The 26239-nt window shown below is 45.7% G+C and carries 31 protein-coding genes; 8 read left to right on the top strand and 23 right to left on the bottom strand.

What is annotated here, in order from left to right:
* Positions 1–134 precede the first annotated feature (134 nt).
* The 6 genes from MUB35_RS23415 (at position 135) to MUB35_RS23440 (ending at position 4444) form a co-directional block, all read left to right on the top strand.
* Positions 135–311: a DUF6440 family protein gene (locus MUB35_RS23415; protein WP_197064078.1), complete on the top strand. Its 177-nt coding sequence runs from the start codon at positions 135–137 to the stop codon at positions 309–311.
* A gap of 210 nt (positions 312–521) precedes the next feature.
* On the top strand, positions 522–1346 hold the full coding sequence (locus MUB35_RS23420; RefSeq protein WP_033139788.1) for a nitroreductase family protein: 825 nt from the start codon (positions 522–524) through the stop codon (positions 1344–1346).
* 303 nt (positions 1347–1649) lie between these two features.
* A complete protein-coding gene (locus MUB35_RS23425; RefSeq protein ID WP_033139789.1) occupies positions 1650–2144 on the top strand; it encodes a hypothetical protein in 495 nt (164 codons plus the stop codon).
* 47 nt (positions 2145–2191) lie between these two features.
* Positions 2192–2614 carry a class I SAM-dependent methyltransferase gene (locus MUB35_RS23430; RefSeq protein ID WP_081960135.1) on the top strand — a complete coding sequence of 141 codons (423 nt, stop codon included), beginning with the start codon at positions 2192–2194 and terminating at the stop codon, positions 2612–2614.
* An 881-nt stretch (positions 2615–3495) separates the two neighbouring features.
* Positions 3496–3954: a YbhB/YbcL family Raf kinase inhibitor-like protein gene (locus MUB35_RS23435; RefSeq protein ID WP_033139790.1), complete on the top strand. Its 459-nt coding sequence runs from the start codon at positions 3496–3498 to the stop codon at positions 3952–3954.
* A gap of 28 nt (positions 3955–3982) precedes the next feature.
* On the top strand, positions 3983–4444 hold the full coding sequence (locus tag MUB35_RS23440; RefSeq protein WP_033139791.1) for a hypothetical protein: 462 nt from the start codon (positions 3983–3985) through the stop codon (positions 4442–4444).
* A gap of 121 nt (positions 4445–4565) precedes the next feature.
* Here MUB35_RS23440 and MUB35_RS23445 read toward each other — a convergent pair whose 3' ends face one another.
* The 12 genes from MUB35_RS23445 to MUB35_RS23500 all read right to left on the bottom strand — a co-directional run bounded on the left by MUB35_RS23445 (position 4566) and on the right by MUB35_RS23500 (position 12526).
* Positions 4566–4787 (bottom strand): hypothetical protein, encoded by a 222-nt coding sequence (locus MUB35_RS23445; RefSeq protein ID WP_081960136.1) that lies wholly within the window; start codon positions 4785–4787, stop codon positions 4566–4568.
* Positions 4775–5104 (bottom strand): hypothetical protein, encoded by a 330-nt coding sequence (locus MUB35_RS23450; RefSeq protein ID WP_033139792.1) that lies wholly within the window; start codon positions 5102–5104, stop codon positions 4775–4777. Before MUB35_RS23450 ends, MUB35_RS23445 begins: the two co-directional genes overlap by 13 nt.
* Positions 5101–5691, bottom strand: a complete 591-nt coding sequence (locus tag MUB35_RS23455) for a P-loop NTPase fold protein (protein WP_242849954.1) — start codon at positions 5689–5691, stop codon at positions 5101–5103. The genes MUB35_RS23450 and MUB35_RS23455 overlap by 4 nt, the downstream gene beginning before the upstream one ends.
* Positions 5692–5792: 101 nt before the next feature.
* Positions 5793–6551 (bottom strand): carboxymuconolactone decarboxylase family protein, encoded by a 759-nt coding sequence (locus MUB35_RS23460; protein WP_033139793.1) that lies wholly within the window; start codon positions 6549–6551, stop codon positions 5793–5795.
* Positions 6552–6602: 51 nt separating this feature from the next.
* Positions 6603–7232, bottom strand: coding sequence for a TetR family transcriptional regulator (locus MUB35_RS23465; protein ID WP_033139794.1), 630 nt, complete (start codon positions 7230–7232; stop codon positions 6603–6605).
* A 157-nt stretch (positions 7233–7389) separates the two neighbouring features.
* The gene (locus tag MUB35_RS23470; RefSeq protein WP_033139795.1) at positions 7390–7599 is read right to left on the bottom strand and encodes a tautomerase family protein; all 210 of its coding nucleotides are present in this window, start codon (positions 7597–7599) and stop codon (positions 7390–7392) included.
* 28 nt (positions 7600–7627) lie between these two features.
* On the bottom strand, positions 7628–8662 hold the full coding sequence (locus MUB35_RS23475; protein WP_033139796.1) for an aldo/keto reductase: 1035 nt from the start codon (positions 8660–8662) through the stop codon (positions 7628–7630).
* A 94-nt stretch (positions 8663–8756) separates the two neighbouring features.
* Positions 8757–9344 (bottom strand): sugar O-acetyltransferase, encoded by a 588-nt coding sequence (locus MUB35_RS23480; RefSeq protein ID WP_033139797.1) that lies wholly within the window; start codon positions 9342–9344, stop codon positions 8757–8759.
* 182 nt (positions 9345–9526) lie between these two features.
* Positions 9527–10411 carry a LysR family transcriptional regulator gene (locus tag MUB35_RS23485; protein ID WP_033139798.1) on the bottom strand — a complete coding sequence of 295 codons (885 nt, stop codon included), beginning with the start codon at positions 10409–10411 and terminating at the stop codon, positions 9527–9529.
* A gap of 149 nt (positions 10412–10560) precedes the next feature.
* The gene (locus tag MUB35_RS23490) at positions 10561–11133 is read right to left on the bottom strand and encodes a DUF305 domain-containing protein (protein ID WP_244806931.1); all 573 of its coding nucleotides are present in this window, start codon (positions 11131–11133) and stop codon (positions 10561–10563) included.
* Between the two features lie 113 nt (positions 11134–11246).
* The gene (locus MUB35_RS23495; protein ID WP_244806932.1) at positions 11247–12068 is read right to left on the bottom strand and encodes a GGDEF domain-containing protein; all 822 of its coding nucleotides are present in this window, start codon (positions 12066–12068) and stop codon (positions 11247–11249) included.
* Positions 12020–12526, bottom strand: coding sequence for a PDC sensor domain-containing protein (locus MUB35_RS23500; protein WP_244806933.1), 507 nt, complete (start codon positions 12524–12526; stop codon positions 12020–12022). The genes MUB35_RS23495 and MUB35_RS23500 overlap by 49 nt, the downstream gene beginning before the upstream one ends.
* A gap of 29 nt (positions 12527–12555) precedes the next feature.
* Between MUB35_RS23500 and MUB35_RS23505 the strand changes: the two genes are divergently transcribed.
* The gene (locus tag MUB35_RS23505; protein WP_244806934.1) at positions 12556–13086 is read left to right on the top strand and encodes a hypothetical protein; all 531 of its coding nucleotides are present in this window, start codon (positions 12556–12558) and stop codon (positions 13084–13086) included.
* A gap of 4 nt (positions 13087–13090) precedes the next feature.
* Here MUB35_RS23505 and MUB35_RS23510 read toward each other — a convergent pair whose 3' ends face one another.
* The 7 genes from MUB35_RS23510 to MUB35_RS23540 form a co-directional block, all read right to left on the bottom strand.
* Entirely contained in the window at positions 13091–13495 is a 405-nt protein-coding gene (locus MUB35_RS23510) for an ACT domain-containing protein (protein ID WP_033139802.1), read from the bottom strand.
* A 242-nt stretch (positions 13496–13737) separates the two neighbouring features.
* Complete coding sequence (locus MUB35_RS23515; protein WP_227210923.1) at positions 13738–14973, bottom strand: sporulation protein YqfD; 1236 nt, start codon at positions 14971–14973, stop codon at positions 13738–13740.
* A 20-nt stretch (positions 14974–14993) separates the two neighbouring features.
* Positions 14994–15269 carry a YabP/YqfC family sporulation protein gene (locus MUB35_RS23520; RefSeq protein WP_033143400.1) on the bottom strand — a complete coding sequence of 92 codons (276 nt, stop codon included), beginning with the start codon at positions 15267–15269 and terminating at the stop codon, positions 14994–14996.
* Positions 15270–15394: 125 nt separating this feature from the next.
* Positions 15395–15931 (bottom strand): DUF2284 domain-containing protein, encoded by a 537-nt coding sequence (locus MUB35_RS23525; RefSeq protein ID WP_244806935.1) that lies wholly within the window; start codon positions 15929–15931, stop codon positions 15395–15397.
* 107 nt (positions 15932–16038) lie between these two features.
* Positions 16039–17694, bottom strand: a complete 1656-nt coding sequence (gene ilvD, locus MUB35_RS23530; RefSeq protein ID WP_244806936.1) for a dihydroxy-acid dehydratase — start codon at positions 17692–17694, stop codon at positions 16039–16041.
* Positions 17695–17834: 140 nt separating this feature from the next.
* Positions 17835–20546, bottom strand: coding sequence for a hypothetical protein (locus tag MUB35_RS23535; protein ID WP_244806937.1), 2712 nt, complete (start codon positions 20544–20546; stop codon positions 17835–17837).
* On the bottom strand, positions 20543–22660 hold the full coding sequence (locus MUB35_RS23540) for an efflux RND transporter permease subunit (protein WP_186971210.1): 2118 nt from the start codon (positions 22658–22660) through the stop codon (positions 20543–20545). Before MUB35_RS23540 ends, MUB35_RS23535 begins: the two co-directional genes overlap by 4 nt.
* 241 nt (positions 22661–22901) lie before the next feature.
* On the opposite strand from MUB35_RS23540, the gene MUB35_RS23545 reads away from it, so the two are divergent.
* Positions 22902–23504: a TetR/AcrR family transcriptional regulator gene (locus tag MUB35_RS23545; protein WP_033143403.1), complete on the top strand. Its 603-nt coding sequence runs from the start codon at positions 22902–22904 to the stop codon at positions 23502–23504.
* Positions 23505–23571: 67 nt separating this feature from the next.
* On the opposite strand, the gene MUB35_RS23550 is transcribed toward MUB35_RS23545, so the two are convergent.
* Genes MUB35_RS23550 through MUB35_RS23565 form a run of 4 tightly spaced genes read right to left on the bottom strand, consistent with a single transcriptional unit; the run spans position 23572 to position 26239 of the window.
* Positions 23572–24351, bottom strand: coding sequence for a GNAT family N-acetyltransferase (locus MUB35_RS23550; RefSeq protein ID WP_244806938.1), 780 nt, complete (start codon positions 24349–24351; stop codon positions 23572–23574).
* A gap of 20 nt (positions 24352–24371) precedes the next feature.
* The gene (locus tag MUB35_RS23555) at positions 24372–25076 is read right to left on the bottom strand and encodes a 3'-5' exonuclease (protein WP_033143404.1); all 705 of its coding nucleotides are present in this window, start codon (positions 25074–25076) and stop codon (positions 24372–24374) included.
* A 53-nt stretch (positions 25077–25129) separates the two neighbouring features.
* Complete coding sequence (locus tag MUB35_RS23560; protein ID WP_054353632.1) at positions 25130–25600, bottom strand: hypothetical protein; 471 nt, start codon at positions 25598–25600, stop codon at positions 25130–25132.
* A gap of 42 nt (positions 25601–25642) precedes the next feature.
* On the bottom strand, positions 25643–26239 hold the full coding sequence (locus MUB35_RS23565) for a sce7726 family protein (RefSeq protein WP_244806939.1): 597 nt from the start codon (positions 26237–26239) through the stop codon (positions 25643–25645).

Here is a 26239-nt window from a genome sequence, read left to right on the forward strand (position 1 = left end):
CTAACACATTTATCTCCGGGCGTGGTATCCCAATTAGAAATTCCGTTAGCCAATCACCTTCAGTATAAAAGAAAAGTGAAGGCTGTTAAAACCCTCACTTATATATTACGAATTAGAATTTGGAGGTATATTAAATGAATAAAAGATTTGAGTTTACAGAAAAAGAAGGGGTTTCAGAAGGAACTAAAATCGTTGTTGATAAAGAAACGGGAGTGCAATACTTACTGGCTCATTGGACAAATGTTGGAGGGCTTACTGTACTGGTAGATAAAGACGGAAAACCATTATTAGACCCACGATATGCTAAATGATATAAATCCCGGTTTTTCTGTCTGGAAAATTTAAAATTCGGAGGGATGTATATGTATGAAAGAATGTTAGAGAAATAAAATGAGCCTACCATCGAGGAACCGCGGCACATGCAGGGAGCGGTTTGATGATATTCAAATGCTTTTATCGGTCAAATGTACATAGGCAGGTTTAGGTAACAGAGAGGCTTGGACGGAATGGAAGGAGAAATCATGGAAATATTTGAATCACCAATTTACAAGGATGATATAGGGAGACGAACCTTTCTTGAAATCCCGTTCGATGCAAGGGAGCGGTTTTGTAAACCGAAGGGTACGATCTATGTAAGCGGAACGATCAACGGCACCCCGTACCGAGGCAAATTATTATCCCGTGGCGGCGGAAAATTTCTTATGGTTTTAGATAAGGCGTTACAAAAGTCCCTTGGATTTGAAGGACAGAGCATGAACGCGCATGTCACCATGTCCTCCGAAGAGCTGGAGCCTGCTGGCAGGAAACGGGAAGAGCCTGTTGCTGTCAGCAGCGGTATGGATGTACTGGCGGCGATCAAAACGCGGCAAAGCATACGAAAGTTCGCCTCAAGGCCCGTCGGGGACGATATGGTTACGACAATACTTTGCTGTGGAATGTATGCGCCTACGGCGAAAAATAAGCACCCCTGCCATTTCATCGTTATAAGGAACAAACAGCTTCTGGCAGAACTTGCCTCACAAAACTCACAGGCCGCTATGCTTGAATCTGCCGCTGGTGCCATCGTCATTTGTGGTGATAAGAATATAGAGGGAATGAAAGAGTTTTTGTATGCAGACTGTGCTGCTGCCACGCAGAACATCCTGCTCGGTATTCATGGCCTTGGGCTGGGAGGTGTTTGGTGCGGAGTGGCGTTAAACTCTGATTGGCGGAAGCGGATGATCGCTGCGTTAGAACTTCCCGCTAAACTGGAGCCCGTCGCGGTGATCGCATTCGGCTGGCCCGAAGAGGAGAAGGAATTACGGGACCGCTGGGAACCGGAAAAGATTCATTATGACAAGTGGTAAAGGATCTGCAGGAAACACAGCCCCGGCGGGCCATCACTCAGCTATTTTGATCAATCCCAGCTTGTCGGGAAGAAAAAATCGGAATTTGTGGAGGTAATAATGGTTAAAAAAGATTGTCCGTGTAAAAAGAAAAGTTGTGAACGGCACGGTAATTGTGATGCTTGTAAAGCATATCACGCAGAGTCTAAACGAAAGCGTCCGTGTGAAAGAGAAAAGAAGGCTTTTCTTTCAATTAAGCATAGAACTGATTGAATCAACAACTTTCAGTTGTTTGAGCTGAAAAATTTGAAGAGGAGGGCGACTATGCTTTTAGTAATAGAATGTATGATTTCATGTATAATCTTTGCAGTAATTGTCTTGCCTACACAGTATAAAGACCCAGTTAAATATATTATGTCTTACCCTCCGGAGATCAGAAAAAGAGTGGAGTCCTTACCAGAATATAAAAATTCTATAAAAAGGACTGAAAAAAAGCACATATTAAAGAAACTCATTGCTGTTTTTGTATGTGTTACACTTTTGTCAGCAGTGGCCTATTTTTCAGGAGCTAAAACCTTTCAAGCGGCATTTTTACATGTATTTATCTTATTCCTTGCTATTGATCTCTTTGATGTAATTGTGCTTGATATTGGTGTGTTCTGCCATAGCAAAAAATTAAGAATAGCTGGAACTGAAGATATGGATAAAGAATACAAAAATTATTTATTCCATGTTAAAGGCGGCATAAAGGGAATTATACTGGGAGTTGTGGTTTCTCTTTTATCTGCGTGCATTATATACATTGTATCTATTATATGACTTTCAGCTTGTCGGGTAGAAAATCAGAAAATGTAAGGGAGTATTGCATGGATAGTAAAGAAATAAAAACAAAATATGAAATTAGTAAGAGTATTGAAAATACAAGAAAAGGTTTTGAAGAAGGAACCCTTTATAATAGACAGACACAAGATAAAGCTCATCTTGAACGAATACTGCACTTCCTGAATATAAACGACGGTATGAAAATTCTTGACTTAGGAACAGGGACGGGATACTTGGCATTTCCCATTACTGGACGATATCCAAAAGCAGAAATAATTGGTTTGGATATTGTTCAGCAGGCGTTGGATAAAAATCAAGACAGCGCTTTCATGTTGCTGTTAGACGAAGAAAGCAGATCCCATGTGAAATCTCTGCTGTTCCAGCCATTCCATATCTATTGTGTCAGCTATCCTATACCATGCCCTTCCCGGAATATCGTAGTAAATCTTGCATTTATCGTCGCGTAGATTTGCGTAAATTCTTTTTTGCGGTCTGCTGGCGTTTCTTTCATTACCTTCTCGCGTCAATCTCCAGTTTAAAGTTCCCCACGGTGTCAGATGAGATACCCATCTTCCGGGCACTCCTCTTCTGTCCGCTCGGCTTCCAACTGTTCTCTTGCAACTCCGGTCAGCATGACCGCTTCATCCGGCTGCTAGATATCTTTTGGAAACCGAAAATACCGATGTAATCGTCCTCTTATTGGAATACGCCGTTCCTCTGGCTGAGTTTGATTGCCGCCAGCTCAATGATCCTGCTGCTCAGCGGATTGAATTCGGCAGTCTCCAGGTCATAAAGAAAAACGCCATTAACAAAAGCCGGATAGCGTCAAACTGCTATACATTCAAATTAAAATATTGTATGATTAAACAAACGAAAACTGAGGAGGCAGGAAAACGATAACGGGATACTATTGCACAAATATTTTTTCGGAGAAAGCACAAGAACTTGTTGTATTCTATAGGGATATATTAGAAATACCTTTCATCAGGACTGATGTGGATGATTCAAATGGAGTTTATCTTGGCTTTATAAAAAACGCCCCCACTCTTTGTATATGGGATTGTAAAGCCATTCATGCGCAGCCAACTGGATATCAATCATTTGTTTTTCAAACAGAAAATCTCGATGCCACAATGGTATGTTTAAAGGAAAAAGGAGTCACACTATCTGATCCCATTAGATATGATTAGGGAACTTACGAAGTCCGTTTAAAAGATCCTGATAAAAACGAAGTAGTAATAGTTGAGTTTGCGTTATCAACAAATTGAATTTTGCGGGCTGGTTTCAATCTCCCGGTTAAGGACAACATTGAAAATAAAACGCAGTCTGTTTTAGGAAGGAATAGCAAATGAAAAAGTTAATTGTATCCTCCCCATGCTTTGAAGATGGGGGACTCATTCCTGTTAAATATACTGGACATGGAGAAGATGTATCTCCGGAGTTAGTATTGGACGATTTAAGTGAAATGGCAGAGTCTATCGCAATCATCATGGATGATATGGGGCATCCGATTCCGGCATATAATCATTGGGTAATCTGGAATATACCCGCCATATCTTTGATTCCTGAAAATATTCCGCATGGTGAGCAAGTTGATTCCTTGGGCGCTATACAGGGATGTGGATATGGCAAACATCGATATAGGGGGCCTAAGCCACCATTTAATTGGTCACATATTTATCACTTTAATGTCTTTTCGCTGGATTGTCGTCTTGATTTACCAAGCACTGCCAGAAAAAAAGATTTGCTGGCGGCTATGCAAGGCCATATTTTGCAAAAATCAGTATTGGCCGGTCACTATCGCTGAAGATTATTTATAATTGGAGGAATAAACAATGCAAGATTTTTTTGAAGCATTAACAAGTGAATGTAAAAACACAGCATTACCCGAAGAGTTTAATTATTTCGGAAAACTTATCGGTAATTGGGCGATAGACTATATAGAGAGTAACAATTCCCTTTCAATTAAAGGCGAATGGTATTTCTCATGGGTTCTTGAAGGAATGGCTATTCAAGATGTTATTATTCTGCCTGATTATGAGTACGGAACATCACTGCGTATCTATAATCCCGACACACACGCATGGGATGTCGCTTATGGTTATACCGGAAAAATAATACGACTTGAAGCAAGAGAACAAAATGACATGATAGTGCTTACCTACATCAACGATAAGAAAAGAAAGTGGATTTTCACTAGGATTGAGGATAATCGTTTTCATTGGAAAAATGTTACTGTAAAAGATGATGGTGAATGGAATATAAATGCAGAAATATTTGCTGAACGTATCAAGTAACCACAGTTCACAGTGTTACAACTTTCAGTTTGACGAACTAAAATATGGGAAGTTTGGAGGAAAGTTTATAAGTATATGGCTGCTCTATCCTGAAGTCTTTCTGTTGCCATATTCTAATCTTTTAATATCCGATCTCCCCCAGCCATTCCTGTATTTCCGCCTGAGCGCCGGGAATATCGTCACGGTATACGCCAATCACATTTTCTTCTATCTCACAGTCGTCCGGCAGTTCTGCCGTGATGTCCTGTACGCTGCTTGCCAGTCCTCCAGTTCCGTGGGAACAAAAAAGCACGATCTTCTTCCTGGCTAAATCGTGTTCGTCTATAAAGGTCAACACAGGCATAGGAAGAGAGTACCACCAGTTGGGATAATAAAATGTAGCCTATCCCTCTTATGCCTTGAATTTACTGGCTTTAGCAGAAAGCACAATTGTGTACTGTGCATTATTTCTGTGTACATAAAAAGCAAACTGAATTCTTTTATAGACTCCAGCTTGCTTTTTAATTTTTTCTCTTGTTCGTCTCTGCTTCCATCGCCTATAACTCTAAGAACAAATTGCTTATAAATTTCAATCTGAGGTAAAGTCTTTTCTACAAAATCGCTGTTGCCTTCTATAAATTTTTTCTTCTCATTTGCATCAACAATATCTAATAAAATCATACAAGGCTACTTCTATAAATAAGTTTATCTCTAAGTGATAAATGATAATACATCCCTAGCTCATCTGCAATCTTTGTTAACCAATATGTTTTTTCAGTATTAGTGTTACCACATTCAACAGTACGCTTTGAGTAACTGCTCATTTCTGGTAAATTTACATTTTCATCAAAAAATTTATTCAAATATCTAGTAGCATCAAATCCACTACCATAATAATTGGATATGGTATGTACCAATTGTTCTTTATTTACAGATACTACAAATATAATGCGGTCATCTTCAAAGTAATGTTTTATCCTTTCTAACATTTCTATGGCAAATGTCGGTTTACAGCGATCTAATTCATCAATAAAAATAATTAATTTCTGTGTTCTTTCCACAATGATATTATCAAAAACATCTTTTACCCTCTCTCGAATTTCTTCTTCCGTTTGTACAATCGATAAAATATCTGTACTTTTACCTTTTATTTTTTCAACCATGCCTACCATGTTGATGGACAGTTTCTTCGTATCTTTGATAAACTGATTGATAAAGTGCGGCGCTGCCAAACTTACTGGAACTCTGTCGTGTCCGATGATTCCCACATGGGCCACCAGTGTCCAGGTTGGATGTTCTCCATTCATAGTTCCGATCACGGTTACCGGCATCACTTTTAAAGCAATGCCGGTTTTTAGTAGTCACCAAATCATCTCAATTTTCCATACTGTTCATCATTAACCGCTTCCAGCCATTCATTTGATCCGTTTTCTGCAGGCACTTCTATGGCCAGATGGGCAAACCAGCTGTCCGGCGCCGCACCGTGCCAATGCTTCACTCCTACAGGAATATTGATACAATCACCCGGCTTCATCTCAACAGGTTCTTTCCCCCATTCCTGATAATAGCCTCGTCCGCCTACACAGATGAGGATCTGCCCTCCGCCTTTGTCCGCCTGATGGATATGCCAGTTATTACGGCATCCCGGCTCAAACGTCACATTGTAAATACCTACCTGTTCGGAAGAAACCGGGGCCAGATAACTCTGTCCGGTAAAGTACTGTGCAAACCCATCATTTGGCATTCCTACAGGGAAAAAGATGGTATTCTGGAACTTGTCTTTCTCCGTCTCTTCCTTTTCCGTCTCATTCCATACTTCTTTCGCCAGCTTAAATGCCGCCCATCCTTTTGGCCATCCTACATAAAAGGCAATGTGGGTGAGAACATCTGCGATTTCTTCCTTTGTCACTCCATGTGCTTTTGCATTCTGCAAATGATAGATCAGAGAGGAATCGGTGATCCCTGATGACACCAATGCTACCACAGTAATCATGCATCTTGTTTTCAGATCGATGGACTGGCTGTTCCATTCCTCACCAAATAAGATGTCATCATTGAAATGTGCAAATGACGGAGCAAATTCTCCTAATTGATCTTTTCCTGCAGTCTGTACGATTTTTTCTGACATTGTTATCCTCCTTGCTTGTAATTAAATTTTTCACTCAGTTTATATGTGTTTTTATTTCTTATCCGGAAGCAGCTGCATCAGGCACTGAAAGGTGATCTCATAAATGGATTGATATACATAGTTGACCCCAGCCTGTTCCATGGCCTCCTTTTGCTTTTCCGTCACTCTTGTGTACGGATAAATGCCATAGATAAAAGGGAAAAATTCGTAAATAAAATCCTGCTGCTCTTTTAGTTCCATATCCGGGAAAAACTTGCTCATGCATCTTAACATTGTTCTCATAGATTTTCCGTAAGCCTTCTTAAAATCCACCAGATTTTCCAGGCGGCTGTTTTCTTCCATGTCATACATATTCATGGACATGATTTTTAAGAGCTGCTCCCGATGCTCCAGGCTTTTTGCTATCTGGCCTGCAAAATCTTTCTTTGAAAGTGTCTCATTCCCTTCTATGATCTGCTGAAGTTCATCAATCCATAATTCATATTCCCGTTTCAGTAACTCCAGAAAAATCTCCTCTTTCGTCTGAAAATAATTATAGATTGACGTTCTGGTAAAGGATGTCACTTTTCCAATCTCTTTTAAGTTGATTTCCCGAAAACTCATGGTCTGGTATAGCTGTTCACAGGCCTTTACAATTTCTTCCTTTCTGGCGGAAGTCCGCTCCGGCGATCCTTTTGGCATTTCCTGCTCCCCCTCTCAAGTTGTTCATCTAATTTTCTGACACCGTGTCACTATAATAGTTATAGCATTGTCCTGACATTGTGTCAACATTCAGTTAGAATCTCTCCATTTTCTCCGAGGGCATGCAGATTTCTCCTGATGGCAATCCTGTTTCGTTCTACACACCGGGCTTTACATACATGATATCATCCGTTAACTTTTCCATAGACTGATTCCAGTTTTCTTTCAAAATATCTTCCACTGAAACCGATACATACTTACCATCAATCTGAAGCTCTGCAGTAATGAACTCATGTACCCTCTCCGCTAATTTCTTTTTTTCTTCTGCAGTTCTGCCCGGAATCATTGTGATTGCAATATGCGGCATATTTCTTTTCTCCTCTCTGATTGTGGATTTATATTCTCTGATCTCCTGTGGACCACACTGGTTTCTTCTGCATATTCGCCTGGTTCTGGGCCATAACGCCGGCCAGTTTATGGGGAACGTACGTCTTCTCAAGATACTTCATTTCTTCTTCTGTCAGTTGTATGTCCACAGCATGTGCAGCTCCCTCGATATGTTGAAATTTTGTGGCGCCCACCACCGGAGCCGTTACTTTGGACAGAAGCCAGGCCAATGAGATTTCTGTCATAGACACACCCCTTTTTTGTGCCAGCTCTGCTACCCTGCTTATGATAACTTCGTCCTGTTCCTTTGTCCCGTCATATTTAAGCCTTGCATAGTCATCTTCCTGCAGGCGCTTTGATGTCTCCCCCGCCTGTTTGGAAAGGCGTCCGCCAGCCAGCGCACTGTACGGTGTCAATGCAATATTTTCTTCCCGGCAATAGGGAACCATTTCCCGTTCCTCTTCCCGGAAGATAAGATTATAATGTCCCTGTACAGAGACAAACTTTGCGAATCCTTCCCGCTCCGCTAATGCGTTTGCTTTGGCAAGCTGCCAGGCGAAGCAATTGGAAATACCGATATATCTGGCTTTTCCGGCTTTTACCACACGGTTCAGCCCCTCCATGATCTCATAAAGTGGGGTCTTAAAATCCCACATGTGGTAAATATAAAGATCCACATGATCCATGCCCAGATTTTTAAGGCTCTGATTTATCATACGCTCAACATGCTGTTGTCCGGTAATTCCAGCCTTTATTTCTTCCTCTGTCCGGGGGAGGAATTTTGTGGCGATTACCACCTCATCCCTTTTGGCATAATCCCGCAGTGCTTTTCCTACATATTGTTCACTGGTTCCGCTCTGATAGGCGATGGCTGTATCGTAAAAATTCACCCCCAGCTCCAGGCCCCTTTTTATGATTTCTCTGGAATGCTCTTCATCCAATGTCCATGAATGCTGTCCCCTCTTTGCATCTCCAAATCCCATGCATCCCATACAGATGCGTGATATTTTCAAATCCGAATCACCTAATGTTGTATACTTCATAATTATTTTCCCTTCCTTTCCCGGCACATATATCAAGTTTTTTCAGCCATTTGGCTATCTTTTCCAGCAGCTCGGCGCCGCCGTCCGGTTATCATCAGATATCTGCCTCCCTCCTCTTTTTTACCTTACATGGATTCCCACAGGCTACTGCCCCGGCCGGTATGGACTCTGTTACCACGCTTCCGGCCCCGATCACTGCATGATCTCCGATGGTAACTCCCGGCAGCAGGATCGCGCCTCCGCCGATCCATACCCCATCCCCTATGCGGACAGGCTGTGTCCATGTTTTCACATATACGGCACCGTCATCTTCTTCCCAGAACCGTTCGCTTGTTTCTTTTGCATGTACAGCCGTATAGATTTTTACATCCGGTCCGATCAAAGTGTTTTTTCCTATGGTGATTTTCCCTGTATCCAGCAACGTGCAGTTCAAATTGATAAAGCTGTTGTCCCCGATGAAAATATTGCTTCCGTAATCCACATAAAATGGCTGGTTCACACGGACATTTTTTCCGGCTGCTCCCACAAGCAGATCTAAGACCCGTTTTTTCTCATTTTCGTTTGCCGCAGGAATCCTATTATACTCCCGCATCAGATCTTTAGCCCTGTACTGCAGCGAACGAAGTTCAGAGTCACGGGCATCGTATATTTTGCCGGACTGCTTCTTTTCAAACTCAGTCATCTTCCAATACCTCCTTTAGCTATAGGTCTATTATAAATTCGCAGTCCGCTTTTCGTCCAATGCTTACATTTTATCGTTTATCATACGCTGAGCGTATGATTCCGGGTATAAAATAAGGGTGTACCCAAAGCCATGAAAGACTTGAGGAACACCCTCTGTATTTTAAAAAATCGTATTTATTGTTACTCGCCCCATTTATGAGTGTGCAGCATTTGAATAAACAAGGATGCCGCCGGCTGGAACAGGTGATTCTTTTTCCAAAGCAGGACGCTCCGCGTTGTATGTTCCGGATAGACTGGGCAAAAACAAATATCCGGACTGCAATGAACAGACAATGCGCCGTCCAGACATACCGCGCAGCCGATACCTGCTTCCACCAGAAGTGCCACATTAGAAAGCAGATTGTAATTTACAGGGATGTTCAGATGGCTTTCTTCACACTGCAGCCAGTTCAGCACTTCATTTCTTGCATTTTCCCTTTTTGGCAGAATTAAGGGATATTCTCTTAGATCCTGCACATAAATCTTGTCTTTTTTTGTCAGCAGATGATCTTTGCGAAGCAGTACGCCCCAGCTCTCTTTCTGTGACAGGCGGAGAAATTCATATTTTTTGGTATCAACCGGCTCCAGCAACAGGCCCAGATCCAACAGCCCTTTTTCCAGTTTATCTTTGATATTATCAGCCATCTCGTTATATAAATCGAACCTGACATCCGGATATTTTTCCAGAAACTGCTTCATATATCTTGCCAGGACACGGCTTCCCAATGCCTCTGATGCGCCAAGTGAAATCACTCCGCTGATGGCTTCATTTTTCCCTGTAAAGGTCTGTTCTGCCTTATCCGCCAGTTCTACAATCTCCTCTGCCTGTTGTTTGAACAGCATTCCGTCATCTGTCAGAGTCAGGGAGCGTTTTCCCCTGATGAGCAAGGTAGTGCCCAATTCATTTTCAAGTTCGATGAGCTGCCTGCTGAGTGTAGGCTGCGTCACATGCAGAATATCTGCGGCTCTGGTGATATTTCCCTCATTGACTGCTGTCAGAAAATAACGAAGTACCCTTAATTCCATACGCCTGCCTCCCTCAATGTCTCTTATTGTTATCGTGGAATTTGTCTGTGTCTTAATTCATTGTAACATATTTGATATGCAATCGGCAGGATATTTTCGGGGCGCAGGCGATAAAAGGTGGGGACACTGTCTTACGGTGCCCCCTGAACTTATTTTTGCGTGATCTCCCCTAGAAGCTGCTGCATCTCCTGAACACCCTTTTCCTGGGAATCAATGATCGACTCCAAAATCGGTTTTAATTCCGGACAGATACAAAACTTAAGTGCATTTTTGGACATAAGGACAGCACCCCTGTGGTGGGGAATCATCTCACGCATGAAATTTGCGTCAATGCAGTTGTCGGTGCAGGCCGTGTGCATTTCCCTGAACATATTCCGAAGGATGCACTCATTGCTGCGCTGGTAGTAATTCAACGCCCGGGGTGTATTTCTCCGGCGGCTGCATTCGGAGCAGATGGCCTCCATACTGCAGATACTTTCTTTCTGGGAGCATATGATATTCTGGGCAATGTTCTGAAGCGGTATGCATGTCGTAAAGCGCAGCAGATTTTCCGACATTTTGATGGCTGCCCGGTGGTGCGGGATCATCTGTTTGATAAAGTTTGCGGAAATACTGTCGGTAAGGCAGACAGATGTCATGTTCTCGATCATTGTATCTAGGATGCACCGGTAACGTTTCACATAATCTATAGTGTTATTGCTCAGCTGGCATGTATTTGTCATTTTTATTTCCTCTGTGCGCCTGGTGCGCACTTAAATCAGCTCATTATACATTATGCCGGCTTATGCGTTGCGTGAATTTATCCGAAATGCGCTTCTCCCTTTCCTATCCCGGTTCAAAAGAGTCTCCAGATACCCGTAGTCGCAGAAGTTTTCAAACTGCAGCCGATATTCAGCTTTTCAATACGGTTGGCATTAAGGCGCAGGGCTTCGCTGAATTTATCCTTTGTCTCCTCAAGCAGCTCCTGAAAATAGGAAGGGATAAATAAATGACGGATGGCATCGCCGCTTAAATTGACAAAATATACTCCGTTAAAACCAGGTGCCCAAACAGACAGGAATGTATCCGCATCCTGTTTCTCCAAAAGTATCTGTTCTAACTTCTTGTTTAGAACACGTAACTGACGTTCTTTTCCGTTCATCCTGCGGAAAACTTCCGGCTTATCCTGATTCAGGCAAAAGGCTACGAATTCATCACCGCCAATGCGGTATACATATTCCGGACCAAACACCTGCCGGAGCACCTCTGCCAAATCCTTCAGCATTTGATCTCCTGCTGCATGCTCCATATGATTGTTGATCTCGTGAAGCCCGTTTGCATCCATATAAACACAGGCAAATGTCCGGTAACTTCCGGCTGCAAGCATCTCTGCATCGGAACGAAAGCAGTTTCGGTTTTTAATACCGGTGAGAGGGTCACGGTTTGCACTGATTTCCAGCCTTTCATTTTCTTTCGAGCTCTCTTTCAGACTCAATATGATCCATATAATAATTGCCGCAGTAAGCAGTAAAAATGCCGTGATACACATGCCTAAGAGAGGACCCTTTGAGATCGAGGCATATAACATGGACTGTGTCATCGAATGTATCTCTTCCCGGCGCAGCCCTGTTAACAGCACCCAGCCGGTGGAGGGGATGGTGCATAAAATAAATAGCACAATCCGTCCTCCCAGCAGTAGGTTCCCCGTCCGGATTTTCCATCCAGACCATTTCTCTCCAGTTCTATAATGGACCGTGTAACAGGGTCCTCTTTTTCCTCCAGTATTTTCTCCGCATTATACTGGCTGTCCACCCACTCCACATGTTCTCTTCTGCTGACTGCAATATCAGTGCCTTCCGCGTTGATCATATAGGACTCTCCCGAATCGACAAACTGCAGTCCCTGAATGATAGAACTGAATATGTATCCGTCTTTTTCAATGCAGAGTACCCCTGCAATGCTGCCGTTTTGATATACCGGAGCAGAATAACAGACGATATATTCATTCGCCTCATTAAAATACGGACCATAGACGAAACCCTGTCCGGCAAAAGCAGTCTTAATATCCTGCCTGTCTTTTATATCCCTTTCCCGTCCATCAGAGGCTGTCACAGAATCCGGTGATACATAAACCATCCTCAGAATCTCAGAGCGGGAAGATACATTTGGAAATACCACTTCGCTTCCGGCGGCTCTGTATCGGTTCTATGAAAAAAGGATCACCCTGCCGCCTCCAAAGACGCAGGAATCCTTTCAGTGGAGCAGTTACAAGAAAGTCTCCCAGCGCTGTTATACCCTTTGCCTGGAGATTATGGTGGGCATCAAGCGCGGCATCTACCCGGTGGGCTCCAAACTTCCGGGGCTGCATGCCTTGGCAGGAACAGCGCTGTAATCTGACCGCTTACAGCATTCTTGAACTTATAATACATCTGGCCCCCTATCACGCGGTCAGGAACGTCTATACCTCACTCTTTTATCAGCTTATGTGGGGATACCCTATCCGAAATATGCGGGGAAATCGTGAAACCTTAAGCAGATACTATCTCCCCCGCCTCACTTCCCTGCTGGATTGCCTTAACAAGGAAGATATGGAAGGGTTTGCGGCAGAGCTGAAGACTGTTTTAAGTTCTGATGTTGAATTTTCAGTCAAGAAGCTTATTGATCTGGGACTAGCAGAGGCATCTGTAATCCTTTAAACACTTACAGGACACAGTGTCCTTTGGCCTGCAGGCAGTTTTTCACCTCATTGATGCAGTCCACATGGAGGATCATGATAGGCATTCCCGAACTTCGATTGAAGGAAAGGTATAGATAGTCCACATTGATATTGCTGTCCAAAAGAGAGACCAAAAGCCTGTCCAGGGCACCGGGATTGTCATCCAGCTCCACGCCCAGAACATCCGTGTCGCGGCAGATAAAACCTTCTTTGGAAAGGGCCTCCAGCGCCCGCTGCGGATCAGAGACCACCATTCGGATGATGCCGTATTCGGCACTGTCGTTTGTGACAGAGCCCATAATATTAATATTTTCCCGTGCCAGGATACCGGTGACAGACTGCAGCATCCCTTTCTTATTTTCTGCGAATATGGATATTTGCTTTAACATATATTCCCCTCCTGTAAGTAAAAACGTTAGTAGAATCCAACACAAGTATATGTTCTCTTCCACGGTTCTGTCAATACATTTTCCCCAAGGCAGGGTGCGTGAAAATTGTCCCCGGCAGGTTTTTACATCTGTCGGGGACGGAAGGATTCTAAACGCAGCCTTTTCACAGCTGCACACAGAGCGTCTTCTTTCCTGATTCAGGCTTCCATGACCGTTCCCGCGTTCCACGGGCAGCAGTAATTTTAGTTTTCCTCTGCCTCTTCTGCATTTGGGGCAGGCTGTTCCAGAATCTCCACCGGTTGTTTTTCCGTGGATTTTTCTATGATTGTCAACTGGCCTTTTGCCACGCAGACATTGTTAAGCACCTGTATTTTTACATGGTTCTCTTTTACCTGTACTTCTTTTTCGCGCAGGGTATCAAGCAGAAGTTCAAGCTGTTCCTGCGCTTTTTTCTCAGCGCCTTCCTTTGTGTATTTGAAGGGCTTTGTGACACTCTCATAATCTGTGCTGCTTCCGTAGAAAATGGGAAGGCGGAAGTTTTCTGTCAACCGGACCTGATGCAGCTTGGTTACGGTATCAAACTGGTCAAAATGATTCTTCCCTTTCAGATTGATAAAGTAATCACCTAACTGCAGGACCGGGCCTTTCTTGGCTTCCCCGGTATAGACATTCTTCTGAAAATGTATGTCGAATTCATGGTAATACTGCATCTGGGACTGAATATAGATGTCAGCATCGGATTCTGTGTATTCATACCCCACCACTTCCTTGCTGTCGTTCATAATATCCACCCTGCCGGACACCAGAGTCTCGCCTTTTTCGCAGGTCTCTCCCACTTTTTTGCAGGGCGTGCCTTTTCTGGTGATCATGGAGACAATGGTTCCTGATTTTCCGGCAATTATGCTGCTGGGATTTTCCTCGGTCTGTTTTATTATCTTGTTTGCCGTGGCATTTTCTTTTACTTCCAATATGAGCCGGGTGCCGGATATTTTTGCGGATACCCAGGTGATGTCAGGAAATTCCCTGCGCATCTGTTCCGCTATGTAGGAGCAGTCCACATCTTTTTTTAAGATACCGTGATGGATTTGGATCTCATCCAGATAATTGAGTATGGTCTGCGTGCTGTTGTGGCGGTTTCCCTCCACATGAATGTTCCAGATATGCTGGGACAATACCATGAGCAGAAAAAATCCTGCCAGAATGCCGATAAAAAATGCCTTTCTTTTTTTGTTCCGGTAAAAAAAGAAGGGCAGTCCGTATTTTTTTATGATTTTCACACGGGAACCGGTCTTTCGGCATATGGGTTTCATCTGGTAAAACCCGGAGATACTCACATTCATTTCGTAGAACCCTTCCCGGTTCTGCAGATCCCAGACAGGGATATTATGGTGGGCACACATATTCAGGAAACGTTCCGGGCCGCCGCTTTGCAGACGGATGCGGACATAGCCTTTGCAGTAATAATTCCAAGCCTTCAACTTTGTTACCTCCCATTTTCTTATAGAAAGGAAACACGACAGATGCTTCCTGTGATTTTCATCTCTTCGTTGGTGTAGTAGTCAATGGTGAGGTGGGTTCCCTCTATTTTTATAGCATCGTGTTTGGTGAGGAGAATAATGCAGGTGTCCTCATACTGGCGGATGCATTTGTAATTTTCTATAAAAAGCTCCCTGGAGCCGGTCATGGTGAAGATGGCTTCCCGGTATGCCAGGTCTTTGGGGATTTGAAGGGAGTCGGCGATGCGGCCGGTGATGGGGGTGGATTTTTTGCGCATGGGGGTGCTCCGGGGTGATGTCTTACTATTATGAGTATGCGAAAAGTGGAGAATTGATGACAAAAGGGGGCGGGAGTTCCCGGTATGGGACGGTTCCGCCCTCCTGATCTTTGATACCTTGCAATCTATTCGATAAAAAGAATGCCGAACCAGAGAATCTGGTTTGGAGACAGGGTAAAATCCAGACTATATTTTTCAGCCAGTTCACTGACGATGATGCCGTGGCTCTCCACACAGGGATGCATTTTCTCCGGGAAACGGCAGGGGGCATCCGGATACGTGCATGTTTCACAGATGTCACAGGATTCTGTGGAGAGAGCCATACACCCGGTTCCCTGGGACTTTATGAACTGTTCGATGGCGGCTGTTATGTTTTCATGTTCCCTGCGGGTGGACAGCATCTCCTCAAAATTGATGACATCGGAGACCTCCGCTATGGTGGAGAACAGAAAGCATTCTTTGTAGGCAAGACAGCGGTGCCTGCACTCTTCCACACTTCCCACAGCCGGCGGACAGGCCCAGGTGGACTGGAAACGATCGCACTCTTTTTCGCAGATCCATCTGACGCGGTAGGAAAAATCAATTTCCTCCGGACTGAAGAAGGCATATTGATAAACCGGATACTGACAGATGAACTCTTCTATTTTTTCGTGTGATATCATTGGTAAATCCTCTTCTTTCTCTTTTCTTTCCTCTGCAATATGTCTTTTATTATACAGGAAATGCCGCATTATGGCAATGCGGCATTTCTATGGTGTACGGCAGGGCCTCAGTCCAGGACCGCCCCTCTGCTGCCGGAGGAAACACTTTTGGCATATCTTCTCAGATATCCTTTAAGCGCTTTTTCTTTTGGTTTCCAATCGACCCTTCTGGCCGCCAGTTCCTCGTCGGAGATGAGAATATTGATCCGGCAGTCTAAAATATCAATTTCAATCAGATCTCCATCCTCCACCAGCCCGATATTCCCCCCGTCTGCCGCCTCCGGGGATACATGGCCGATGGCGGCTCCTCTGGTTGCCCCGGAAAACCGTCCGTCAGTGATCAGCGCCACCTTGTCACCGAGGCCGCTTCCCATAATGGCTGAAGTCGGATTGAGCATTTCCCGCATTCCGGGGCCGCCTTTTGGGCCTTCATAGCGGATGACGACTACATCGCCTGCGTGGATCTTTCCTGCATAGATGGCAGACAGGGCCTCTTCCTCTCCGTCAAAGACGCGGGCCCTGCCTGTGTGCCGCATCATTTTCTCGTCCACGGCAGATTTTTTGACCACACAGCCTTCCGGGGCGAGGCTGCCTTTCAGCACAGCGATACCTCCCCCGGCGCTGTAGGGCCGGCTGATTGGACGGATGATGGAGGTGTCTCTTATCCCATGTCCGCTTATATTTTCTTCTACGGTTTTCCCTGTACAGGTAAGCAGCTCTGTATGCAGGAGGTTTCGCTTACTGATTTCATGCATCACGGCAGGGATGCCGCCTGCTTCTTCCAGTTCCTCTATATAGTGGTTTCCTGCGGGAGAAAGGCGGCACAGATTCGGTGTTTTCTTTGAAATTTCATTTGCCAGATCCAGGTCAATCTCTATCTCACACTCATGGGCAATGGCCGGAAGATGAAGCATGCTGTTGGTACTGCAGCCAAGGGCCATATCTATGGTCAGGGCATTTTTAAATGCCTCCCTGACCATAAGATCCCGGGGCTTCACATCCTCTTTGATAAGTTCCAGGATACGCCGCCCGGTCTCTTTTGCAAGACGCAGCCTGGCGCTGTAGACAGCCGGGATGGTTCCATTTCCGGGAAGGGCCATCCCCAGCACCTCTGTCAGGCAGTTCATACTGTTGGCAGTAAACATGCCGGAACAGGAGCCGCAGGTGGGACATGCTTTCTTCTCATAAGTACAGAGCGTTTCCCCGTCTATGCGGTTTGCCTTAAAGGAACTGACCGCCTCGGACACGGTGGAATAGCTGATGCGCTCTTTTTTGGAAATGCCGGCGAGCATAGGCCCTCCGCTCACAAAAATGGAGGGAATGTTCAGGCGCGCGGCTGCCATGAGAAGGCCGGGAACATTCTTGTCACAGTTCGGCACCATGACAAGGCCGTCAAAGGGATGAGCCATAGCCATGGCTTCTGTGGAATCTGCGATCAGCTCTCTTGTTACAAGGGAATACTTCATTCCCTCATGTCCCATGGCAATTCCATCGCACACTGCGATCGCCGGAAATACAACAGGAACGCCGCCTGCCTCAGAGACACCCTGCTTAACCGCTGCAACTATCTTATCCAGATTCATATGCCCCGGCACAATCTCGTTTTGTGAACTTACAATTCCGATCAGCGGCTTCTCCATCTCATAATCTGTCAGTCCAAGTGCATAGAGCAGTGCCCTCTGCGGCGCGGCCTCCACTCCTTTTTTGATTCTGTCACTACGCATTTTTTATACCTCCTGGTTTTTCTGTATTATATCGCAGTAGTTGTATACTGTCAATATAGTTGTATGCTCTATTTACAGATGACAGAATCAAAAAAACGGTACAGCCACAATGTGCTGTACCGCCTGATCAAAGATTTATCTTATTCTTCTGTCTCGATCGCGTCTGTTTCAATGATAAATTTCACGTTGCTGTTCATGTTGTCTGCTTTTCCGCTGAAGGTATCATAAGTGCAGTTTTCAGAATTGAGGGCTTTTAATCGGTCCAGGACATCGCCCAATTCATCTTCTATGGTGTCCTTCATCTTTTTTGTGCCTTTTTCGTCGAATTCCTTCATGCCGTCCTTCAAGGTTTTGGCGCCGTCTTTGAGCTGGGAGATGCCGTCCTGCACCTGGCCGCTGGCATCCTGCAGGGTGTTGCTGCCGGTCAGCAGTTCGCCGGTTCCTGAGGTAAGAACGGAAGCTCCTTCCCGCAGTGTGCCGCTGTTTGCGGAAAGCATGGAGGCTCCGGAAGAAAGCTCTGTGCTTAACGCGTCAAGGCCCTGGCTGAGCTCTGAGGTGCCGCCCTGTAATGTTCCCACACCCTGTACCAGTATGGGAGCCTTTTCTTTCAGCTCGGCTGCGCCGTCCAAAAGCTGCCGGTTCGCGCCTCCCAGGTTCTGGAAACCGTCCAGAAGCGCCTGAATCCCTTTGCCCGCCTCGGGAAGTACGGAGGTCTTCTGATCCAGAAGATTCACACTGCCTGAGAGCTGGCCGATGCCTCCTTTTAACTGCTGCATGCCTGTGTTGAGAGCAGATACACTCTCCTTTAATGTCTGCATGGAAGCTGTGGGAATCTGGTCCTTTACGGCTGTGATGCCTTCCAGCTTCTTCTGGATCGACGGCAGTTCGGTGCCGCAGAGTTCATTTACTGTGGATTCGACTGACTGATAAGAGCCTGCCATCTGTTCCATGGCCCCGATAATTCCGGAGGGATCAAACGCAGGAAGGTTCACCTCCACTGCAGGCGTCTGGATATGCTGCAGTTCCTCTACATTTTCTGCGGACACAGATACATTGCCGAGCTGGCCTTTTGCTGCTTCCAGAGCACTTTTAACTGCCTCATCATCTGATGCGGCGATCTGCGCGTCCAAAGCGTCTCTTGCTGCCTGGAGCTGGGCGTTGGCGGCATCCTCCGCATTTTGTGCTGCGTTTTGTGCTGAAGACTGAAGCTGGGCGTTCTTCTCATCAATACTGCCGTTTACAGAATCCGTTATCATCTGTTCTGCCTGGGCAACGGCTTTTGCCGCCTCTGTCTGGATTGTGGTCAGATAAGACTGCAGAGAGCCGAGACCTGCCTTGAGGTTTTCGCCTGCCGCCATCATTTCACCCACCGGTTTGGCAATCTTTTCCTGCATAACAGAGGAAAGGCCCTCTGCCTCCCCGATCAGTTCCTGTCCGGTGCCTGTCATCTGGTCTATCAATGCCATCATGTCATTGACCTCTGCAGTATCCAGAGTATCCTTTAACTGCTGTGTTCCTGCGGCAAGTGTATCCGCAGCAAGGCGGATGTCATCCTTGGTGCTTCCTTTTCCGTCCAGAACACTGTTCAGTTGTTCAATGGCACCCTTGATCTCCGTCAGGCCCGATACAAGGGGTCTGAGTCCCTCTGCTCCGGCTGCAAGCTGCTTTTCTCCGCCGATATAGGCCGCTGTGCCGTCTGCAAGCTTTACTGCGCCGTCTGCATACTGCTTAACGCCGTTCACCACTGTGCTGACACCATTTACATACTCTGTGACCTTGCCGGTCAGGACACCGCTGCTTCCCAGGTAAGTCTGGATCCCGTCATCCAACTGGTCTACGCCGTCGGTATAACTGCCGATTCCGTCAGCAAGCTGTGCGGCACCGCTGTCCAGTGTTTCGATTCCGCTTTTCAGGGTGTTGACACCATCATCAAATTCTTTGTATTTGTTATCCAGCGTGCCGGCCCCTTTGGAAAGCTCTGCGGAACCGTCTACCAGTTTCAGTGCGGCGTCCTCCAGATCATTTAAGGCATCCTTTAGTTTATCCATATCTGTGATGTCATCGGTTTTCAGTTCCTTCATAACATCTGTCAGCGCTATGGTAAAGGTGGGGTCCATGGAGAAATTCTTTACATCCGCGGACACTTCCAGGTTCTCCGGCAGATTTATACCTTCGCTGTCACTGTCTTTGTTCAGTTTTTTGTCAAGGCCCAGGCTTTCTTTCAGGCCGGGCATGGCAATGCCGAGTACAATGTTTCGGTTGCCGTCTGAGATTACCTTGCCGTTATCGATCACAACATTTGAAAACGTCTCCTCAGGCAGGATCAGACCTGTCAGCATCACAAAGGGACTATAGAGTGTCTCTTCTTTTCCGTCCACCTTTACGGTCTGCTTTGCATGGTTTTCGTATTTGATCCTGATCTGCAGGTGGCCGCTTTTGCCGGCCAGATCCTCCGGGTTCATTTTCTTTCCGTCCAGGTAATACGTGAAGTTCACGGTTACGGGAAGGTCCTTTCCTGTTTTGCCCTGATAATAGATATCCTGCCCTTCGGTATTCCATGTGACAGAATTTCCGCTTTCGGTATAAGTCTCATCGCCCTTTACGTTTTTTATGTCTTTCAGATCCGTCCGGTCCTTTAATGTCTTCTTTGTACCTGCATTTTTCAGCCAGTTAGACACGGTCACGTTCTTTTCTTTCCCTGCAGCATCCGCGTTTACATAGACGGTTTCTTCCTTGGATACTTCTTTCTCATTTTCCCCAGCTGCGTAGACCGGCATGGCACCCATAACAGCAGCCATGCTCACGGCAAGTCCTGTCATCATCTTATTCTTCAGCTTTCTGTTCCTGTTCATTCCAATACTTCCTTTCCTGATGAGCACTGTTTTTTTGTCTTCTTTCCCAGAAATCCTATGGATGTCTTACAAATCACTTTGTCAAATATCATAAACATGGCCGGAAGGACCATGATAACTACTGCCATACTGATAAGAGCGCCTCTTGAAAGCAGTGTACAGATAGAACCGATCATATCCACCTTGGAGTAGCAGGCAACACCGAACGTAGCGGCGAAGAAACTGCATCCGCTGGTGACAATGGAGAGCATGCTGGCCTTATGGGCAATGGATATGGCCTCTTTCTTGCTGTGTCCTCTCTGGCGTTCCTTCTGGTACCGGCTGGTCATCAATATGGCATAATCCACAGTGGCCCCCAATTGAATGGTGCCTATGACAATACTTGCCACAAAGGGAAGGCTGGTTCCCTGATAGAAGGGCACTGCCATATTCACAGCTATGGCAAATTCTATCACCGCCACCAGAATAACAGGGAGGGACAGGGACTTAAATACCAGCATGATGATAATGAAAATAGCAGCAATGGAGATAATATTTACATTGCGCAGGTCCACATCTGTGACATCCTGCAGATCCTTCATCAGCGGCGCCTCACCGATCACCATAGCGGAACTGTCATAGGATTTTACGATCTTATCGATAGCCGCGATCTGCTTATTGACCGTTGGTGTGGCTGACTCATATTCAGAGCAGACAAAAGCCAGCTCGTACTTGTCACTCTGCAGCATCTTTTTGATATCCTTAGGTATCATGGAATCAGGAATGGACGGGCCGAACAGGGAGTTCATGCCGATGGTCCATTTGATGCCGTCCACCCGGTCAACCGCCTCCATCATGTCGCGTTTGTCTTTGCTGTCCATGTCCTTGTTCATAAGGATCATATGCATGGTACTCATATCAAAATCTTCCTGCAGCTTCTCATTTGCCACATTGCCCGGAAGGGATGCCGGCAGAGACTGGGCGATATTGTAATAGACCTTTGTATGGTTGTTTCCGTAGATGGCCGGGAAAAGCAGAACCAGAAAAACGACCAGCCACAATTTATAATGCTTTGTAATGAACCGGGAAGGTTTCTCAACATTTCGTATGAGCGGTCTGTGTCTTGTCTTCTCAATGGCCTTGTCAAAGATAAGGACCATGGACGGAAGCAGGGTGACACAGCATACCACACCGATCACAACACCCTTTGCCATGACAATGCCCAGGTCCCTGCCCAGGGTAAAGGTCATGCAGCAAAGAGCTGCAAATCCGGCAATGGTGGTAACTGAGCTGCCCACAATGGATTTGAAGGTGTTGGAAATCGCATGCCCCATAGCCCTGTTTTTGTCTCCCGGAAAACGAAGTTTATTCTCCTCATAACTGTTCAGAAGGAAAATAGAATAATCCATGGTAACGCCAAGCTGCAGCACAGCGGTCAGTGCCTTGGTAATGTATGAAATCTCCCCCAGGAATATGTTGGTTCCCATATTGTATAAGATAGCGCAGCCGATGCTGAGCAGGAAAAGCACCGGAACCAGGAAGGATTCCGTGGAAAGCTCCAGGACCAGAAATGCCAGACATGTGGCAATGACCACATAGATGGGCAGCTCCTGCAGGGATATGTTCTTAATGTCTGTGACGATCCCTGTCATACCGCTGATAAAGCACTGCTCATCTGCCGCTTTTCTCATCTGGGTCACAGCTTCCATAGCCTCATCGGAGGATGTGGTGTTGTCAAAAAGCGCCAGCATCATGGTGGCATCTCCCCGGAAGAAGGCTTCCCGCAGGTCTTTTGGAATCATTTCCACCGGAAGACTGATATCCGCCACATCATCATACCAGAGCACATCTTTAACATGCGGTATCTCACTGAACTTATCCTCCAGCTTCTGCGCATCCTTCAGGTCCATATTTTCCACAACAACCATGGAAAATGCGCCCATTCCATACTCATCCACCAGAATATCCTGCCCCTTTACGGTTTCCAGGTGTTCCGGCAGATAACTGAGCAAATCGTAGTTAATTCTTGTTTTAGCCATACCTATTACGGATGGAACCAGCAAAAGGATTCCCAGCAGCAATATGAGAACCCGGTGTCTGGCTATCCACTTACCCGTTTTGACCAAAGAAATCATCCCCTATTCTGTTTATTTCTCGTTTTCATTTCAACCTTCATTATATATGAAAATGACCAATAGTCAATATTTAAAAGTCACAAGAATCTACGAAATAACAAAATGAATTTTGGTCATTTTTTAGATATTGACTTTTAGTCATTTATATAGGATAATAAAACTAAAATCGAAATTCAGGTGTGATAAAAGCCGTAACTGCCAGGGTAGTGGACAGTTACCGCATATGAAAGGTGAGAGAGCCATGGGAAAACTGGAGATAAACAAAAAACAGAAAAAGAATGCACTTTTCCAGACAGCATTTGATCTGTTTACGAAAAAGGGTTTTGCCAAAACAACGATCTCTGATATTGTAAACCAGGCCGGTCTGGCAAAAGGAACATTCTATCTGTATTTTAAAGACAAATATGATTTGAGGGATAAGCTGATCGCCTACAAAGCCGGGCAGTTATTCGCAGATGCCCATAAGGCCCTGGCCACCAGGGAAGTTTCAGGCTTTGAAGATCAGATGATGTGGATGATGGACTATATCATTGAACGGTTTCAGAAAGAACATGCCCTTCTTCAGTTCATTGCAAAGAATCTCTCCTGGGGAATCTTCAAAAATGCCTTTGAAAGAACCGTGCCGGAGGAATCACAGAAATTTTACGAATACTATCTGGAAATGATGAAAAAAAGCGCAGTGACCTGTGAGGAACCTGAGCTTATGCTTTTTACTTTTATCGAACTGGTGGGGTCCACCTGTTACAACTGTATTTTATTTGAACAGCCCGTAACCATGGACAAATACCTGCCGTATCTTCACAAAGCCATCCACCAGATTTTTCTTGCCTATACAACAAGCTGATATGACAAAAGGGCCGGCGGCTGTCTGCATCAATGCAGTACATGCCTCCGGCCCTTCTGCCATGTATCTAAAGTGCACCGTCCCATTCTCCGGCCCCGGATTCCGTACAGTACAGAATCCTATCCTGTCCATTCTCCTCCAAGACCCTGAAATGTACCAGACCGGGATATTGTTCTCTCAGCCTTTTCTCGATCTGAACCATACGGGAATCCCAGATCTCTTCATACGGCACCGGCTCAAAGCCTGCAAGCGCCGGATGATTCGTCAGGGTTTTCAGGATTCCGTACCCTATTTGGCTGTCCACCGCATTTTGGGGAACAGGCCGAAATCCAAAATCCAGATAGAGCCTGGCAGCAACCCAGGTATTTGTCTGTGTGGGTATTTTGATGGAGGGATACCCCAGTTCTTTTAAGCGCTGCAGGGTATGGGAGATCAGGGCCTTTGCAATGCCCTTCCCCTGGTATTCCCTTTTTACCGCAACCCAGTGCAGCCATCCGGCACCGGAAAGGTCACGTGGCTCATAGAAGGCTGTGGCTGTGGCAACCTTTTCTCCGTCAGTGGTCTCCACAAAAAACATTCGGTTCTCCAGTTCTTTTTCCTTTCCGGCGTAATATCTCTTCCAGGCAGACTCTCCCTCTTCAGGAAGGATAAATTCTCTGGCGGAGGTCTCTATGGCGATCCAATCCTTTTTATCCCCCTCCCGGTAATACACATAACGGTACCCCTCAGGCAGAGGATAACAGGGAAGCTCAGCAAGACCTCTGCTCTCCAGAATCAGTTCGTAATACTTCAGACGCATATCATGGTTATCGGGTTTTAATGTGATTCGTTCTTCTCTGTTTTCCATACTCACTCCTTGTGCGGGAATCAAATGGCCTGACCGGACAAAATGCTGTCAATCAGCCTGGACGCCTCATTTCTGGTCAGAGTCTCCGGGTCAAACGCCGGCTTTACACCCTTCTGTTTTACCAGACGCATGAGAAAATCCAGCTGCTTTTTCGTGGCAGGCGGGCATTTCTTTGCGGTGCAGACCAGAGGGCACGGCTGAAAGACCTGCGGTTCCTTCTCTTCAAAATAATGTGCCATCGTCTGATACAGTTTGGCAGTAGCCAGCGCGTCATGATAAGCTCTATGGGCCGCCGCATTATTGATCCGGTAATGCTCACACAGTTCTCCCAGACTTTTGGAGGGCAGATCCCTGTGGACCGTTCTGGCAATCTTCAGCGTGTCGATGCCATCCCTTTCAAAGGTATACCCGAGAGATTCCGCACTCCGTTTGACAAAACTGTAATCAAAGAGCACATTGTGCCCGATCAGGATATCCTGTCCGCAAAACTGCAGGAAATCAGGAATCACCTGCTCCCGGCCTCTTGCGTCTTCCACCATGTCATTGGTGATGCCGGTAATGCCGGTGATATTGGCCGGAATCGGCAGTCTGGGCTTTATAAATTCCATAAAGCGCTCCTGTACCTTTCCGTCACGCACCTTTAAGGCGCCTATCTCTATGATCTCATTTTCTTCTGGACTTAGACCGGTGGTTTCAATGTCAAAAGCTATGTACGACTTCAACATATCGCTCTGTGTCTTCCTCGCTTTCTCTTATGTTTTTTCTGTTCACAGTGCTGTCAGGCTCTGAATTTCCAGTCATAGAGGCCTTCCGTACGCACCATGGACTGCAGCATCTCCCGCAGAGACTCACTTTCATTGTAGACGGCGATACTCAGGGTTCCGCCGCTGATGCTTATCATGGAATTTTCCCTGGTCAGGAGAATATCAATCTGTCCCCTTCTTTTCAGAATGGTCTTTTTAATGAGCTTTACTATGGTATCGCAGTGTTTATCCTTCAGCCAGCCCTCTCTTGTACGGATGAGCGGAATATGCTCCTGCACATACATTTCAAAAGGATAGTAGCACAACAGCTTCAGCACTATAGCGATCACCTTGTCACAGAAGATCTGAAGCTGTTTGTCCTGCATATAATACTGTTCTGCTTCTTCAAATAAGGTTCCGGCTTCATCGGGAACCCTTCTGGGCAGAAAATCAATTACCCGGTAATCCTCATTGAAAAGCTGACTCATTTTCTCGTATCTTGTCATGTAACCCCTTGCTCCTTTCAGCTTTGTAATAGTATCTCTCCCCTATAAGTTATGCTTTTTCTGTTTTCTGTACTCCGTTATTTTCTCCTCTATGGTGGTATAGTCCCGCTGGAACAATTCCTCGCTGATCTGCAGCGTCAGAATCTCCTGCGGAACCTTAAGCAGTATTTTGTCTATTACAAATGCCTTGCTTTTTTCCCTGTATTTCGGCATTTGGTTCAGCTCCTGTATATGGGCCAGTTCAGGGCGCCATAACAGGCCGAGTTTTCTTTTCATATCCACTTTCGGATTAGGTCCCGGCTCACGCAGAGTATAAAAATCCACAGCACCGCCCAGCTTCTCAGCCGTGAGAATCCCCCACCAGGCAGGCACATGGTCCTTTATATGGCGCGCGTGCGTGGAACCGACCACCACAAGGTTGGTATCATAATAACGGTTATAATCTCTTACCTGTCTCTGCAGCCTGACATACGTGTCCGCGTCACTTTTTATCTCAATGCCGGCAACGGCGTCCGGCAGAACCATCACGATATCCGCACGGGACTTTCCCATCTGTTTCTCTTCTATGATTCTGATCTTTCCGTACCGCTCTTCCAGAAAATCGAACAGCGGCTCCCGGATATCCCTGTCATATAACAT

The sequence above is a fragment of the Blautia sp. NSJ-175 genome (assembly GCF_022867815.1).
Lineage (GTDB): Bacteria > Bacillota > Clostridia > Lachnospirales > Lachnospiraceae > Blautia > Blautia celeris.

Bases quoted from the DNA above. Each gene is read 5' to 3' on its own strand.
- MUB35_RS23560 (WP_054353632.1), bottom strand. From the start codon at position 25,600: ATGACAAGATACGAGAAAATGAGTCAGCTTTTCAATGAGGATTACCGG.
- MUB35_RS23480 (WP_033139797.1), bottom strand. From the start codon at position 9,344: ATGACTGAGTTTGAAAAGAAGCAGTCCGGCAAAATATACGATGCCCGT.
- MUB35_RS23475 (WP_033139796.1), bottom strand. From the start codon at position 8,662: ATGAAGTATACAACATTAGGTGATTCGGATTTGAAAATATCACGCATC.
- MUB35_RS23425 (WP_033139789.1), top strand. From the start codon at position 1,650: ATGCTTTTAGTAATAGAATGTATGATTTCATGTATAATCTTTGCAGTA.
- MUB35_RS23440 (WP_033139791.1), top strand. From the start codon at position 3,983: ATGCAAGATTTTTTTGAAGCATTAACAAGTGAATGTAAAAACACAGCA.
- MUB35_RS23550 (WP_244806938.1), bottom strand. From the start codon at position 24,351: ATGGAAAACAGAGAAGAACGAATCACATTAAAACCCGATAACCATGAT.
- MUB35_RS23465 (WP_033139794.1), bottom strand. From the start codon at position 7,232: ATGCCAAAAGGATCGCCGGAGCGGACTTCCGCCAGAAAGGAAGAAATT.
- MUB35_RS23500 (WP_244806933.1), bottom strand. From the start codon at position 12,526: ATGGTTTATGTATCACCGGATTCTGTGACAGCCTCTGATGGACGGGAA.
- MUB35_RS23445 (WP_081960136.1), bottom strand. From the start codon at position 4,787: ATGCCTGTGTTGACCTTTATAGACGAACACGATTTAGCCAGGAAGAAG.
- MUB35_RS23450 (WP_033139792.1), bottom strand. From the start codon at position 5,104: ATGATTTTATTAGATATTGTTGATGCAAATGAGAAGAAAAAATTTATA.
- MUB35_RS23415 (WP_197064078.1), top strand. From the start codon at position 135: ATGAATAAAAGATTTGAGTTTACAGAAAAAGAAGGGGTTTCAGAAGGA.
- MUB35_RS23510 (WP_033139802.1), bottom strand. From the start codon at position 13,495: ATGTTAAAGCAAATATCCATATTCGCAGAAAATAAGAAAGGGATGCTG.
- MUB35_RS23485 (WP_033139798.1), bottom strand. From the start codon at position 10,411: ATGGAATTAAGGGTACTTCGTTATTTTCTGACAGCAGTCAATGAGGGA.
- MUB35_RS23430 (WP_081960135.1), top strand. From the start codon at position 2,192: ATGGATAGTAAAGAAATAAAAACAAAATATGAAATTAGTAAGAGTATT.
- MUB35_RS23545 (WP_033143403.1), top strand. From the start codon at position 22,902: ATGGGAAAACTGGAGATAAACAAAAAACAGAAAAAGAATGCACTTTTC.
- MUB35_RS23520 (WP_033143400.1), bottom strand. From the start codon at position 15,269: ATGCGCAAAAAATCCACCCCCATCACCGGCCGCATCGCCGACTCCCTT.
- MUB35_RS23565 (WP_244806939.1), bottom strand. From the start codon at position 26,239: ATGTTATATGACAGGGATATCCGGGAGCCGCTGTTCGATTTTCTGGAA.
- ilvD (WP_244806936.1), bottom strand. From the start codon at position 17,694: ATGCGTAGTGACAGAATCAAAAAAGGAGTGGAGGCCGCGCCGCAGAGG.
- MUB35_RS23435 (WP_033139790.1), top strand. From the start codon at position 3,496: ATGAAAAAGTTAATTGTATCCTCCCCATGCTTTGAAGATGGGGGACTC.
- MUB35_RS23525 (WP_244806935.1), bottom strand. From the start codon at position 15,931: ATGATATCACACGAAAAAATAGAAGAGTTCATCTGTCAGTATCCGGTT.
- MUB35_RS23420 (WP_033139788.1), top strand. From the start codon at position 522: ATGGAAATATTTGAATCACCAATTTACAAGGATGATATAGGGAGACGA.
- MUB35_RS23470 (WP_033139795.1), bottom strand. From the start codon at position 7,599: ATGCCGCATATTGCAATCACAATGATTCCGGGCAGAACTGCAGAAGAA.
- MUB35_RS23460 (WP_033139793.1), bottom strand. From the start codon at position 6,551: ATGTCAGAAAAAATCGTACAGACTGCAGGAAAAGATCAATTAGGAGAA.
- MUB35_RS23535 (WP_244806937.1), bottom strand. From the start codon at position 20,546: ATGAACAGGAACAGAAAGCTGAAGAATAAGATGATGACAGGACTTGCC.
- MUB35_RS23540 (WP_186971210.1), bottom strand. From the start codon at position 22,660: ATGATTTCTTTGGTCAAAACGGGTAAGTGGATAGCCAGACACCGGGTT.
- MUB35_RS23490 (WP_244806931.1), bottom strand. From the start codon at position 11,133: ATGACAAATACATGCCAGCTGAGCAATAACACTATAGATTATGTGAAA.
- MUB35_RS23555 (WP_033143404.1), bottom strand. From the start codon at position 25,076: ATGTTGAAGTCGTACATAGCTTTTGACATTGAAACCACCGGTCTAAGT.